Annotated in this window: 10 protein-coding genes; 6 read left to right on the top strand and 4 right to left on the bottom strand. The window is 29.0% G+C overall.

Translation table 11 applies throughout. From position 1 onward, the window contains the following. Window positions 1–171 precede the first annotated feature (171 nt). From SHK09_RS07215 to obgE, 6 genes are all read left to right on the top strand, one after another. Window positions 172–1,179, top strand: a complete 1,008-nt coding sequence (locus SHK09_RS07215; protein ID WP_319810111.1) for a DUF6588 family protein — start codon at window positions 172–174, stop codon at window positions 1,177–1,179. 131 nt (window positions 1,180–1,310) lie between these two features. Continuing rightward, entirely contained in the window at window positions 1,311–2,237 is a 927-nt protein-coding gene (gene mdh / locus SHK09_RS07210; protein WP_319810110.1) for a malate dehydrogenase, read from the top strand. A 137-nt stretch (window positions 2,238–2,374) separates the two neighbouring features. After that, window positions 2,375–4,486: a DNA helicase RecQ gene (recQ, locus tag SHK09_RS07205; protein ID WP_319810109.1), complete on the top strand. Its 2,112-nt coding sequence runs from the start codon at window positions 2,375–2,377 to the stop codon at window positions 4,484–4,486. Between the two features lie 300 nt (window positions 4,487–4,786). After that, window positions 4,787–7,786 carry a protein translocase subunit SecDF gene (gene secDF, locus SHK09_RS07200; RefSeq protein ID WP_319810108.1) on the top strand — a complete coding sequence of 1,000 codons (3,000 nt, stop codon included), beginning with the start codon at window positions 4,787–4,789 and terminating at the stop codon, window positions 7,784–7,786. Window positions 7,787–7,893: 107 nt separating this feature from the next. After that, window positions 7,894–9,012, top strand: coding sequence for an adenylate kinase (locus SHK09_RS07195; protein ID WP_319810107.1), 1,119 nt, complete (start codon window positions 7,894–7,896; stop codon window positions 9,010–9,012). Between the two features lie 69 nt (window positions 9,013–9,081). Further along, window positions 9,082–10,071: a GTPase ObgE gene (gene obgE, locus SHK09_RS07190; protein WP_319810106.1), complete on the top strand. Its 990-nt coding sequence runs from the start codon at window positions 9,082–9,084 to the stop codon at window positions 10,069–10,071. Between the two features lie 113 nt (window positions 10,072–10,184). On the opposite strand, the gene SHK09_RS07185 is transcribed toward obgE, so the two are convergent. From SHK09_RS07185 to SHK09_RS07170, 4 genes are read right to left on the bottom strand one after another with little or no spacing between them, the layout of a single operon-like run. Then, complete coding sequence (locus SHK09_RS07185) at window positions 10,185–10,658, bottom strand: hypothetical protein (protein WP_319810105.1); 474 nt, start codon at window positions 10,656–10,658, stop codon at window positions 10,185–10,187. Between the two features lie 43 nt (window positions 10,659–10,701). Beyond that, complete coding sequence (locus SHK09_RS07180; RefSeq protein ID WP_319810104.1) at window positions 10,702–11,955, bottom strand: tetratricopeptide repeat protein; 1,254 nt, start codon at window positions 11,953–11,955, stop codon at window positions 10,702–10,704. 13 nt (window positions 11,956–11,968) lie between these two features. Next, window positions 11,969–13,654 (bottom strand): M56 family metallopeptidase, encoded by a 1,686-nt coding sequence (locus SHK09_RS07175; protein WP_319810103.1) that lies wholly within the window; start codon window positions 13,652–13,654, stop codon window positions 11,969–11,971. 14 nt (window positions 13,655–13,668) lie between these two features. Beyond that, on the bottom strand, window positions 13,669–14,031 hold the full coding sequence (locus SHK09_RS07170) for a BlaI/MecI/CopY family transcriptional regulator (protein ID WP_319810102.1): 363 nt from the start codon (window positions 14,029–14,031) through the stop codon (window positions 13,669–13,671). Window positions 14,032–14,057 lie beyond the last annotated feature (26 nt).

Genomic DNA, 14,057 nt, shown 5'->3' with positions numbered 1-14,057 from the left:
AAAAAGAAACCTCAACCTATAAGTTGAGGTTTTTTTTTGATACCTATAACTAAGTATTTCCCCTATTTTTTAAGTAAAACAATACATTCATAATATTTACTTTAACATAATTTTATATATTCGCCCTATAAACCCATAATTGTTAAAGAGCATTAATTAAACTTTTTTAATATGAAAAAATCAATTTTATTTATTTTAGGCGCTTTCGCCTTAGGATTCAACACAAATGCGCAAGAAGGCTTTGAAGGATACCTTTTAGCAAACAGCAACGATAGAACCAAACTAATTGAAGCTTATATTAATCCTGCAATGAAAGGGTTAATTTATGGAATGAATAACGGTTGGTACCATACAGCAAAAGTGCACAAACCTTTTGGTTTTGATATTTCAATTGGCTTAAATGCATCTTTAGTACCAGAAGAAGATGAAATGTTTAACTTATCTGGTTTAACGTCAATAAACCAAGCAACCGGAGGTAGTATTTCTGCTGCAACTGTTGCTGGTTCAGAAGATACAACACCAATTACAACAGTAAATATAAATGAAGGAGGCGTTAATTACACTACAACATTTAATGCACCTGGTGGTGTAAAAGAGAGCTTACCACTAAATGCTGTTCCTGCTCCTGCAGTGCAATTAAGCTTAGGGTTGCCTGCTAAATTTGAAGTAAGTTTAAGATTAGTACCAAAAGTAGGTTCAGATGATGTAAAAGGAGACTTATTAGGTATTGGTATAAAGAAAGAAATTACAGATTGGTTTGGTCCTATAGGAAAAACGCCTTTACACGTTTCTTTACTTGCAGCTTATACAACAATGAATGTAGACTATAAAATAGAAAACAGTGACGAAGTTACTGTAGAAAATGGAATTGCTGAATTTAAACTTAACTCTTATACAGTTGAAGCAATTGCTTCTTTAAACTTTCCTATTATAAATATATATGGTGGTGTAGGTTATGGTTCTGGAAGCTCTACTCTTAAAATGCTAGGAGAATATAAGTTAAATTACGGACTTCAATCAAGAACAATTAATGACCCAATAAATTCTAAGTTCGATGCTAGTGGATTCAAATCAACTATAGGAGCTAGATTAAGCTTAGGTTTTTTCAAAATATTTGGAAGCTATACTTTGCAAGAATACAATACGGCTAATTTAGGTGTTGCTATAAGTATTAGATAATTATATTTTAAATTATAACAAAAAAAGACATCTAGTTTAGATGTCTTTTTTTGCTTTAAATTAACTAAAAAATCATCTAAAAATTTGTATTTTAGCGGTGTATATATTAAAAATAATTAAAATATAAAAATATGAAAGTTACAGTTGTTGGTGCAGGTGCAGTAGGTGCTAGTTGTGCAGAATATATTGCTATTAAAGATTTTGCTTCTGAAGTTGTTATTTTAGATATTAAAGAAGGTTTTGCAGAAGGTAAAGCTATGGATTTAATGCAAACTGCTTCTTTAAATGGTTTTGACACTAAAATCTCTGGAAGTACAAACGATTATTCTAAAACTGCAAATTCTGACATTTGTGTAATTACTTCTGGAATTCCTAGAAAACCAGGAATGACTCGTGAAGAGTTAATTGGAATTAATGCTGGAATTGTAAAAATGGTTTCTGCTAATTTAATAGAGCATTCTCCTAACACAATTATTATTGTTGTTTCTAATCCTATGGATACTATGACTTATTTAGTTCATAAAACTACAGGAATTCCTAAAAATAGAATTATTGGAATGGGTGGAGCTTTAGATTCTGCACGTTTTAAATACAGATTAGCAGAAGCTTTAGGTGCACCTATTTCTGACGTTGATGGAATGGTAATTGGAGGGCATTCAGATAAAGGAATGGTTCCTTTAACTAGATTAGCTACAAGAAACTCTATACCTGTTTCAGAATTTATTTCTGAAGAAAGATTAGAACAAGTTATGCAAGACACTAAAGTTGGTGGAGCTACATTAACTGGTTTATTAGGTACTTCTGCTTGGTATGCTCCTGGAGCTGCAGTTTCTGGCATGGTACAAGCAATTGCTTGTGATACTAAAAAAATATTTCCTTGTTCTACTTTATTAGAAGGTGAATATGGTTTAAACGATTTATGTATTGGAGTTCCTGTTGTTTTAGGTAAAAACGGAATTGAAAGTATTGTCGAAATTAACTTAAGTAATGCTGAAAAAGAACATTTAGCAGCATCTGCTGTTGGAGTTAAAGCTACTAACGGTTTATTAGAATTATAAAAAATGCAGCTATTTTAGAGCTACTAATACAGATTAAAATCCAACTCTTTTGAGTTGGATTTTTTTTGTTAAAAAATTTAATATTCAGAAGTAATTCTAAAGCTCAATATGTATGTTTGCCCCTTAATTGAAGAAAATTGATAAAACAAACACATACCCTTTTAAAAAACATATACGGTTATGAGAATTTTCGACCGTTACAGGAAGAAATTATCGACCGAACAATAAACGGAAAAGACAGTTTTGTATTAATGCCTACTGGTGGCGGAAAATCTATGTGCTTTCAAATTCCTGCATTGGTTTTCGACGGAATTACAATTGTAGTTTCTCCGCTTATTTCATTAATGAAAGACCAAGTACAAGCATTAAAAGCAAACGGAATAAAAGCAGATTTTTTTAATAGCTCTATTTCTACACAAGAAGAAAACAAAGTAATTAATAGTGCAATTAATGGTGAATTACAATTATTATATTTATCACCAGAAAAATTAATATCTGTTAGCAACACTTGGCTAAAACAACTAAATATAAAATTAGTAGCTATAGATGAGGCACATTGCGTAAGTATGTGGGGACATGATTTTAGACCAGAATACACCCAACTAAAAGTCTTTAGAAACTCGTTACCATTAGTACCTTTTATGGCATTAACTGCTACTGCAGACAAATCTGCTAGAAAAGATATTGAAGAACAGCTTGGTTTAACAAATTCAAAATTATTTATCTCTTCTTTTGACCGTAAAAACTTAAGTATTGAAGTTCGAGGACAAGTTCAGAAAAAGAAAAAATTACAAGAAATTGCTAATTTCATCGAACGTAGAAAAAACGAAAGCGGTATTATTTATTGTTTGAGTAGAAAAAACACAGAAGAAGTAGCAAGTTACCTTAAACAAAATGGACATTCGGTAGCATTTTATCATGCCGGAATGAATACTGAAGACAGAGAAAGCACACAAACCGATTTTATTAATGATGATACAAAGATAATTGTTGCTACAATTGCTTTTGGGATGGGAATTGATAAATCTAATGTTCGTTTTGTTATTCATTATAATCTACCTAAAAATTTAGAAGGCTATTACCAAGAAATAGGACGAGCAGGAAGAGATGGTTTACCGTCTGAAACCATACTGTATTATAATATGAGAGACTTTGTTCTATACAGTCAGTTTGCAGATAACGGTGCTAATACTGTTATGCAAAAAGAAAAACTAAACAGAATGCTTCAATTTGCAGAAGCAAAATCATGCAGAAGAAAAATATTACTATCATATTTTGGAGAACATCTTAAAGAAGATTGCGGAAATTGCGATGTTTGCGAGAATCCACCTAAAAGTTTTGAAGGAAGTATTTTAACACAAAAAGCACTTTCTGGAATTGTAAGAATGGGAGAAAAAGACGGTATTACAATGTTAATTAATGTCTTAAGAGGAAGTAATAATGCAGATATTCATACAAAACAATATTCTACCCTAAAAACATACGGAATAGGAAGAGACATTTCTTTTTTCGATTGGCGAGATTATGTCATTCAAATGGCAAACCAAGGATTAATAGAAATAATGTACAGTGAAAATTCCGCATTAAAAATAACATCAATTGGTTGGGAAGTTTTAAAAGGTGAAAAAACAGTACGTTTAACAACTCCTTTGACTTCGGATGACAAAAAACAGCAACAAAAAGTTGTTAAAAACGCTAGCAAAAGTAATACAAATACAGATCTATTTACTGCTCTTAAGAAAGTAAGATATGCTATTTCAAAAGAAGAAAAGATGCCAGCTTACATCATTTTTAATGATAAAACATTAAAGTTAATGGCAAGTGAACTTCCAGTAACAGAAAATGAATTTTTAGCAATTTCTGGAGTTGGAATAAACAAAATGGAAAAATACGGCGAAGAGTTTATGAATGTGATTCGTCAATTTAAAGAAACAAGTAAACCTAGAAAAATAAATACAATACAAGAAACTTTTAAGTTATATAAGGAAAATTTAAGTCCTGTAAAGATTGCCGAAAAAAGAAACTTATCAATTACTACTATTTACTCACATTTATCTCAATTATATTCAGAAGGAAAAGCTGTAAAATTAGAAAAGTATGTTAGAAAGGAAACTATAGATAAAGTTAGGGTTGCTTTTAATAAATTGAATCGAAAAATCGAATTGAAACCAATTTATGAACATCTAAACGAAGAAATATCTTATGGTGAAATAAGACTAAGTATTACACTTATTTTAAAAAATGAATAAGACTGTTAAAGAAAAATTATCAGAAAAAAGTATAAAATCATTTTAAATATTTAATGTATTTATATTCCTAAAATGTTTTAATGCACAAGTAATACAGCAGCTTCACAACATAAGAGTTGTTGTAATACCTTTTAACAGAACAAATAACAGCATTTTTAAGAGTTCTTATTCTCTAATTTATACCGTGAAAAAGAAATCGTAAAAAGAGCTACACAAATGTCTTAAAATAATTGCTTAGGCTACTTTGAAATACTATATTTGCTCGTTTTAAAAAAAAGAAGTCGACATAAAATAACAAACATGCAAAACAAAGGACTTATTAAAGTATTCGCTATTCTTTTTGGAATAGTGAGTTTATATCAATTATCATTCACATTTTTAGCCAACAAAGTAGAAGATGAAGCTAAAGAATATTCTGAAAGAAAGGTAACTGATAATGATGCAAGATTAAAAGCTACAATCGAAAGAAAGTACTTAGACAGTGTTGCAAACAAAGACATTATAGACTTAGGTGTAGCAAAATACACTTATAATGATGTTAGAGACAAAGAGATGAATCTTGGTCTTGACTTAAAAGGTGGTATTAATGCTATCTTACAAGTTTCTGTAAAAGAAGTTTTAAGAAATCTATCAAATGATTCTAAAAACGAAGCTTTTAACAAAGCTTTAGAAGCTGCAGATGACAAGCAAAAAAGTAGTAATGCAAATTATTTAGACTTATTTTTCGAAGAATTCGAATTGATTGCTGGAAACACTAAGTTAAGTGATCCTGCTATCTTTGGAACGAAGGCGTTAAGTGATAAAATTTCTTTTGATGAAAATAATATTTCTGTTAGAGAAACTTTACAAAAAGAAATTAACAGTTCTATAGGTACTGCTTTTGAAGTATTAAGAAGTAGAATTGATAAATTTGGAGTTGCTTCTCCAAATATTCAAAGAATAGGAAACTCTGGTAGAATTCAAATTGAATTACCAGGAGCTAAAGATATAGAACGTGTAACAACGTTAATAACAAGTAAAGCAGAATTACAGTTTTGGGAAGTATATTCTAATGCAGAGGTTTTACAATATTTATCTGTTGCTAATTCTAAGTCTATAGAATTATTAAAAGATACTTCTATTACAGAAAAAGTAAAAGATTCTGTAAAAAAAGATGATATTGATGATTTATTAGGTGCGTCTATCGATTCTACTGTTGTAAATCAAAAAATGCTTTTCTCTTACTTAAGCCCAATGCAATCTCAATTAAGTTCTACAATTGGTTATGCTAAGGTTTTAGATACTGCAACTGTAAACAACTTATTAAACAGAAAAGAAATTAGAGATTTACTTCCTAATGAATTACGTTATGTAAAATTCTTATGGGATTATAAATCTTTTTCTACGCAACCAGCAGGAACAGATAATAGCGATTTTGAAGCAAATGAATTAGTAGCTTTATATGCAATAAAATCTAATAGAAATGATATCGCTCCTTTAGAAGGTGATGTTATTTTAGATGCATCGCAAGTTTTTAGCCAGATGAATAAGCCAGAGGTTAGCATGACTATGAATAGTGGTGCTTCTAAAGCTTGGGCTAAATTAACAACAGATTTAGCTGCTCAACAAAATAAATTTATTGCTGTAGTATTAGACAATAATGTTTATACTGCACCAACAGTAAATAATGCAATTACAGGAGGTAGTACTTCTATTTCTGGTGGAAGCATGACAATTGAAGAGGCAGAAGATATTGCAACAGTATTAAAAGCAGGTAAGTTACCAGCTGCAGCAAGAATTATTCAAATTGAAGTTGTTGGGCCATCTTTAGGGCAAGAAGCTATCGATGCAAGTTTTTTATCTTTCGGATTAGCAATTTTATTAGTTTTACTTTGGATGATTTTATATTATGGTAAAGCAGGTTTGTATGCAAACATTGCACTTATTGTAAACATCTTATTCATCTTTGGTATTTTAGCATCTTTCAACGCAGTCTTAACATTACCTGGTATTGCAGGTATTATCTTAACGATTGGTATGTCTGTTGATGCAAACGTAATTATCTTCGAAAGAATTAAAGAAAGTTTATTTAGAAACAAAGGTTTAAAACAATCTGTAGATGAAGGTTTCTCTATAAAAGGAGCATTATCTGCAATTATAGATGCAAATATTACAACTCTTTTAACAGGTATTGTATTATACGTTTTTGGAACAGGACCAATTAAAGGTTTTGCTTTAACATTAATGATTGGTATCGCAACTTCATTATTTACTGCAGTATTTATTACTCGTTTATTAATTGATGGAGCAATCAATAAAAACTCTAAATTAACTTTTAATACGTCTATTTCTAAAGGATGGTTCCAGAATATTAATATGGAATTCTTAAATAAACGTAAAATTGCTTATGTAATTTCAGGAGCAATTATTATTGGTGGTCTTATTTCTATATTTTCTATAGGATTAAAACAAGGTGTAGATTTTAAAGGTGGGCGTTCTTTTGTAGTTCGTTTCGATCAAGACATGAACTCTACTAAAGTTGCAGAAACTTTAAAAGATGCATTTGGTACAGCACCAGAAGTAAAAACTTATGGTACACCAAACCAATTAAAAATAACAACTGTTTATAGAATAGATGACGAAGGTCAGGATGTAGATGAGCAGGTTCAGAACACTTTATTCACAGGTTTAAAATCTTACTTAGGTAATACTACTTATGAAAACTTTAAACCAGGTTTTGAAAAAGAAGGTTCTGGTGTAATGAGTTACATTAAAGTAGAACCAACAATTGCAGATGATATTAAAACAGATGCTTTATATGCTGTTTTTGGATCTTTACTAATTGTATTCTTATATATCTTATTACGTTTTAGAAAAATATCTTTTTCTATTGGAGCAGTAGTTGCAGTCTTTCATGATGTATTAATCGTATTAGCTGTGTTCTCTATTACATATAACTTTATGCCTTTCGATATGGAAATCGGTCAATCTTTTATTGCCGCAATATTAACGGTTGTAGGTTATTCTTTAAATGATACCGTGGTAATATTTGATAGAATTAGAGAATTTACAGGAACGCACCCAGAATGGAAATACAGCGATGTTGTAGATAAAGCATTAAGCTCTACATTAGGAAGAACAATAAATACATCTTTAACAACATTATTAGTAATGTTAGCAATCTTTGCATTTGGTGGAGATTCTATTAAAGGATTTATGTTTGCACTAATTGTAGGTGTAATAGTAGGTACATATTCTTCATTATTTGTGGCAACACCAATAATGTATGATACTTCTAAAAAAGAAGAAAAGAACAAATAGTTCTAACTTAACATAGTATAAACCGTTTTCTTTTATTGAACTTGTTTCAGTAATTCATAAGAAAACGGTTTTTTCATTTCACAAATAGCAGTTATATTTGCACTCTTATGAGTATTATAAAACTTCAAGATTTATATTTTAAACCTTATATTAATAAGGATAAAATTTCGGCAATTGTAAAACACTTAGCAAAAAGTGTAAAAGCAGATTTACCAAAAGGTGAAATTCCAATTTTTGTTGGTATTTTAAATGGTTGCTTCTTATTTGCTGCCGATTTTATAAGAGAATTCGAAGGAGACTGTGAAGTTTCTTTTGTAAAATTAGCTTCATATGAAGGTACTTCATCAACAGAAAATGTAAAACATTTAGTTGGTATTAATGAAGATCTAACTGGCAGAACTGTAATTATATTAGAAGATATTATAGATACGGGTGCAACACTTCAAGAGATTTATAATATATTTAGAGATAAAAACGTAAAACAACTAAAAGTTGCTACTTTATTTTTTAAACCAGATGTATTTAGAAAAGAATTACCAATAGATTATATCGGAGAAAGTATTGAAGATAAATTTATTGTTGGTTATGGTTTAGATTATAATGGATTGGGAAGAAACTATCCCGAGATATATCAACTATCAACACAACCAAAAATGAAAAACATCGTATTATTTGGCCCTCCAGGAGCCGGAAAAGGAACACAAGCAGAATTTTTAAAGAAAATGTACAACTTAGTGCATATTTCTACTGGAGATGTATTTCGTTTCAATATTAAAAACAAAACGGAATTAGGTTTATTAGCTAAAAAGTATATGGATGATGGTAATTTAGTACCAGATGAAGTTACAATTAGCATGCTAAAAGCAGAAGTAGAAAAAAATGCAGATGCTAATGGTTTTATCTTTGATGGTTTTCCTAGAACACAATCTCAAGCAGAAGCTTTAGATGTATTTTTAGAAGAAAAAGGAGAACAAATAAACGCAATGGTTGCTTTAGAGGTTTCAGAAGACCTTTTAGTAACACGTTTATTAGAAAGAGGAAAAACTAGCGGTAGAGCAGATGATACTGATGAAGCAAAAATTAGAAATCGCTTTAACGAGTACAATACAAAAACAGCTATTTTAAAGGATTATTTTGACGCTCAAAATAAATACTACGGAATTAATGGTGTAGGTTCTATAGAAGAGATTACACAACGAATTTCAAAAGTATTTGATACTTTATAAATCGTTTAATTATAAAATGTAGAATCTATAGATTATACGTTTTATTAATTACACAATTACACAATAATTATGACTGAAGGAAATTTTGTCGATTACATAAAAATATACGCTACCTCTGGTAAAGGAGGACAAGGATCTGTGCATTTACACAGAGAAAAATACATAACAAAAGGTGGACCAGATGGTGGTGATGGTGGTCGTGGTGGACACATTATTTTGCGTGGAGATAAAAACATGTGGACATTATTTCACTTAAAATTTAAACGTCATTTTAGAGCAGAAGGTGGTGGTGCAGGAAGTGCTAGTAGAAGTACTGGGCATGATGCAAAAGATATTTACATAGATGTACCTTTAGGTACAATAGTAAGAGATGCAGATACAGATGAAATAATTGTTGAAATTACCGAAGACCAAAAAGAAGTAGTATTACTACAAGGTGGAAAAGGTGGACTTGGAAACTGGAATTTTAAATCTTCGACAAACCAAACACCAAGATATGCACAACCTGGTATAGATGGTATCGATGGTTGGTTTAGAATCGAATTAAAATTATTAGCAGATGTTGGTTTAGTTGGTTTCCCTAATGCAGGAAAATCTACTTTATTATCTGTTTTAACTTCTGCAAAACCAAAAATTGCAGATTATGCCTTTACAACCTTAAAACCTAACTTAGGTATTGTAGAACATAGAAATCATCAAACATTTGTAATTGCAGATATTCCTGGTATTATAGAAGGTGCTGCAGAAGGAAAAGGTTTAGGACATCGTTTTTTACGTCATATAGAACGTAATTCTGCTTTGTTATTCTTAATACCTGCAGATAGTGATGATATTAATAAAGAATATGATATTCTTTTAAATGAGCTTAAAAAACACAACCCAGAGTTATTAGATAAAGACCGCTTATTGGCTATATCTAAAACGGATATGCTAGATGATGAATTACAAGCAGAAATTGCTGCAGATTTACCTAAAGGTGTTGAAGCAATATTTATATCTTCTGTAGCTCAAAAAGGTTTACAAGAATTAAAAGATAAACTTTGGAACATGCTTAACTAAGTATTTTCAATTTAAAAAATAGTAAAGGTTGTATTCTATTTCAAAACATCGAAATAGTATACAACCTTTATTTTTTTAGCCTCTTTTTTATCTCTAAAGAGATAAACAAATATTTATAATTCTATAAGTATTGGCAATCTATATTTTGTATTTACAGGTATTCCTCTCTTAATTGCTGGGTAAATACTAGGAATTAAATCTACAGAAACCTTTAAAATACTATCTAATTTAGGTAATTGTATTTTAATACTTTCTGATGATTGAATTGCTTCTAAAACAATCTTCCCTTTAGAAGAGATTAATAAATCTACATAAATAACTTCAGATATAGAGTCTCTAATAGTAAATTCATGCTTTTGTAGCTCTGCTCCTATTTTGTTATGAATTGTGTTTCTAAAACAATTAGATTTCTCTACTTTGTTTATTAAAGAATCACAAATTTTAAATGATGGTGAAGTATCTACAGATGAAAAATTAACAATTGTATCTAAAACTTGTTCTTTTTCATTACTTTTTGAAAACGAGAACTTATCACAAGAAGTGATGAAGATAAACAGTATTAAAAAAGAAAAAACACGCAAAAACATACTTTTATTTAGTGTGTGAAATTACTAAATTTTAATGACTTTTCTATTCTAACTTTTCGCCTCGCATAAAGTAGTCTTTTTTTATGTCTGAAATTCTTTTTGAAACATAAGTAGTCATTTCTTTATCCTTATCTAAAAAACGTTCTTCATAATATTTAAAATGCTTAAATGCCATTTTTTTATCCTTATAAAGGTCGTCTGTAATTTTTGCTATTTGAAATTTAGCTTTGTAATTTCTTGTATTTTCTTGAAACGCTTTTTCATAAAAAACCAATGCTCGTTTAGCATTTTTCATTTCATAATAAGCATTTGCTAAACCGTAAAACTCTTCATCTCTTTTGTGTTTATCTGTTATAGTAGCTCTATAATAATTCATCATTGCACTTGTAAAATTCTTCTGTTTCATATCAATATGTCCTAAATAAGTAAACATTTTAAAATCTTCTGAATCTATTTTTAGTGCATTTTTAAAACGTTCTTTTGCCTTATCAAAAATCTCTAAATTATAATACACCTTGCCTAACATTGTATTATTATAAAGTTCCATTTTTTCTATGCTATCTAATTTTAAAAGAATTGGTATTGTTTCTTCATACTTTTTCTCTCTATACAATTGGTTTACTTTTATTCTGTTTATACTAACATGATTGGGTTGTAATACTAAACCTCTATCAATAAAAAGATAGGTAGAATCTTTATCTCTCAATTTAAAAAAACTAAGCGCCAATTTAGAGATTGCTTTTATGTGTGTACTGTCTTTTTTGTAGGTAGAAATAAAACTATTTATCATTTTATTTCTTTTACTTAAATAAGAATAAGCCAACCCTAATTGGTAAGAATAGTATGCATTTGTACTATCTTTTTTTATTAAATCTTTAAAAATTAAAGTTGCTTTCTTAATTTTTTTATTTGTTAAATACAGCTTACCTAATTGATATTCTAAAACCAAGTTTAAAGTATCTTTAGCCAACAAGTTTTCATAAATAGCAATAGACTTATCAGATTTTTTTATTTTCTGATATACTTTGGCTAATTTTAAACTCGCTTTTTTATCTTCTTTAAAACTTAATGCTTGTTCTAGAAAATATGCTGTTCGTTTATAATTATCTATAGATTCGTAAATAACAGCCGTTTTATAATTCGATAAAAAAGAAGGTGTCTTTATCTCTTTTAACTTTATTAAAGCTATTTGGTATCTTCCGTTTTCAAACAAACTATCTATCGCAGAAAAAGCTGAGGATTGCGCCCCAGCTTTTACAACTACAAATAATAATACAATTAAAATCCTCTTTTTCATTTCTATTTTTAATTTACTTATTTATAGCTTTTTCTACCATAATATTTACAGGAATAAAAAACTGAACACTTACTTTCTCTTCATTTTTTTCTCCAGGTATCATTTTAGGTAAAGTACTCATAACTCTTTCTACTTCTTCCTTTATTTTTACATGTGGTGCTCTTACAATAACACTTTCTACATCTCCAATCTTATTTACTTTTAAAGAAATAAAAATTCTTTTCTTACCAGTTGATAAACCTAAGTTTTTTGATACTTCTGTATTAAAGTTTTTAGAAAAATGCTTTTGAATCATTTTTGAAAAACAATCTTTATTCCCAGAACTACAACCAGGAAATGTTGGAGCTTTATCTATTTCTTTAAAAGAAACTGCATCTTTTTTAGTTAAATTATTATTCTCAGATTCATTATTATTAACACCTTTCTCTAAATTACCTACAAGTAATGTAAACGGAATAGTATAGTTTACTGCAACGTTATTACCATTATGTTTTCCTGGTTTCATTTTTGGTAAAGATTTCATTACTCTAATAACTTCTTCCTTAATCATAGGATGTGGCGCTCTAACTTTTAAATCGTTAATAAAACCTTTATCATTTACTGTAAATGCAATAAAAACTCTTTTCTTCCCTTCAGATAAACCTAAATTATTAAGCATATTAGAGTCAAAATTTCTTGCAAAGTGCATTTGAACTTTCTTTGAAAAACAATCCTTATCTCCAGAATCACAACCAGGAAAAGTAGGTGAATCTTCAACTACAAGAAAAGAAACTACTTTGTCTTTATTATTAAGTTTTTTTGTCATTAATTCCATTTCGCTAATTCTTTCTTCTTTTTGAACTACATTTCTCTTTGAAGAACACGAAGTATAAAAAAGCATACTTGTTAATAAGGGAATCAGTACTAAATATTTTAACTGATTCATTTTTTTAGATTTGTTTTTCTTCATCATAATAATTCTTTTTTTAATTAATGTTTGTTTGTAAAACTGATTGATAAACGCAATGTTTTCAACCTGAAAAAAACTGGATAGCAATTGATTTATGTAATTTTCTTTTGTATTATTTTTAGTAGCAACTTCATCAGAAATATATTCGTGCACTAATGTTATTCTTTTCTGATAAATAAAAATCATAGGATTAAACCACATTATAATTTTTAAGAACTCGAACAATAATAAGTCTAAAGAGTGCTTTTGTTTACTATGTACTAACTCATGTGCAATAACTTGTTCTTTTTGTGATTCTGGTATTTCACCGCCTAAAAAAATATAATTAAAAAATGAAAATGCTTTAGTTTGCTTCGGAATTAAAACTAATGTATAACCGTCTTTCTTAGTAAGTTTATAAGATCTAATTAAACTGATAATTTGCAACAGTTTTACAAAAAACAACACACTAAAAACTACAACTCCAATACCAAATAAAACATCTATATAATTTATAGATTGATACCAAGAAGCTTCTTGAATTACTTTTTCTGGCGATAAAATAATTTCTGGTAAAAACACAATATATTCTTCCGGAACTGCTTTTTGAAAACTCGGTATTTTAACCAACGGCAATAAAAAAGATAAAATTGGCGTACTTAATAAATACCATCTATTCTTAGTAAAAAAAGTTTCTTTACTTAAAAAGAAATCATAAATAGCCAAGAATAGCACTTGAAATAAGATTACTTGAATTATATAATTAATCATAGCTTTTAGATTTTTTATGCTTTCTTATTTACTTCCTTTAAAATAGATTCTAATTCAGAAACATCCATCTTATTCTCTTTTACAAAAAAGGAAACCATACTTTTAAATGAACCATCGAAATAACCATTCATTAATTTATGTAAACTTTGGTTGCTGTACGTTTCTTTTTCTATGATTGGGTAATACAGAAAACCTCTACCTAGAGGTTTATGCCCAACAAATTCTTTGTTTTCTAAAATTCTTATAATTGTAGAAACAGTATTATATGCTGGTTTGGGTTCTGGTAATTTTTCTATAACTTCTTTTACAGATGCTTCCTGCAAATCCCATAAGACTTGCATTATTTGCTCTTCTGCCTTTGTTAATTGTTTACTCATATCTTTAACTAATCTTTTAGTTGAAC

This window comes from Polaribacter sp. PL03, from assembly GCF_033875165.1.
Classification (GTDB): domain Bacteria; phylum Bacteroidota; class Bacteroidia; order Flavobacteriales; family Flavobacteriaceae; genus Polaribacter.
Note: the sequence above shows the minus strand (reverse complement) of the source record. Positions and strands in the feature narration are given on the sequence as shown.

Coding starts and splice junctions, on each gene's coding strand:
- secDF (WP_319810108.1), top strand. CDS start 4,787: ATGCAAAACAAAGGACTTATTAAAGTATTCGCTATTCTTTTTGGAATA.
- SHK09_RS07170 (WP_319810102.1), bottom strand. CDS start 14,031: ATGAGTAAACAATTAACAAAGGCAGAAGAGCAAATAATGCAAGTCTTA.
- SHK09_RS07215 (WP_319810111.1), top strand. CDS start 172: ATGAAAAAATCAATTTTATTTATTTTAGGCGCTTTCGCCTTAGGATTC.
- SHK09_RS07185 (WP_319810105.1), bottom strand. CDS start 10,658: ATGTTTTTGCGTGTTTTTTCTTTTTTAATACTGTTTATCTTCATCACT.
- obgE (WP_319810106.1), top strand. CDS start 9,082: ATGACTGAAGGAAATTTTGTCGATTACATAAAAATATACGCTACCTCT.
- SHK09_RS07175 (WP_319810103.1), bottom strand. CDS start 13,654: ATGATTAATTATATAATTCAAGTAATCTTATTTCAAGTGCTATTCTTG.
- mdh (WP_319810110.1), top strand. CDS start 1,311: ATGAAAGTTACAGTTGTTGGTGCAGGTGCAGTAGGTGCTAGTTGTGCA.
- SHK09_RS07180 (WP_319810104.1), bottom strand. CDS start 11,955: ATGAAAAAGAGGATTTTAATTGTATTATTATTTGTAGTTGTAAAAGCT.
- SHK09_RS07195 (WP_319810107.1), top strand. CDS start 7,894: ATGAGTATTATAAAACTTCAAGATTTATATTTTAAACCTTATATTAAT.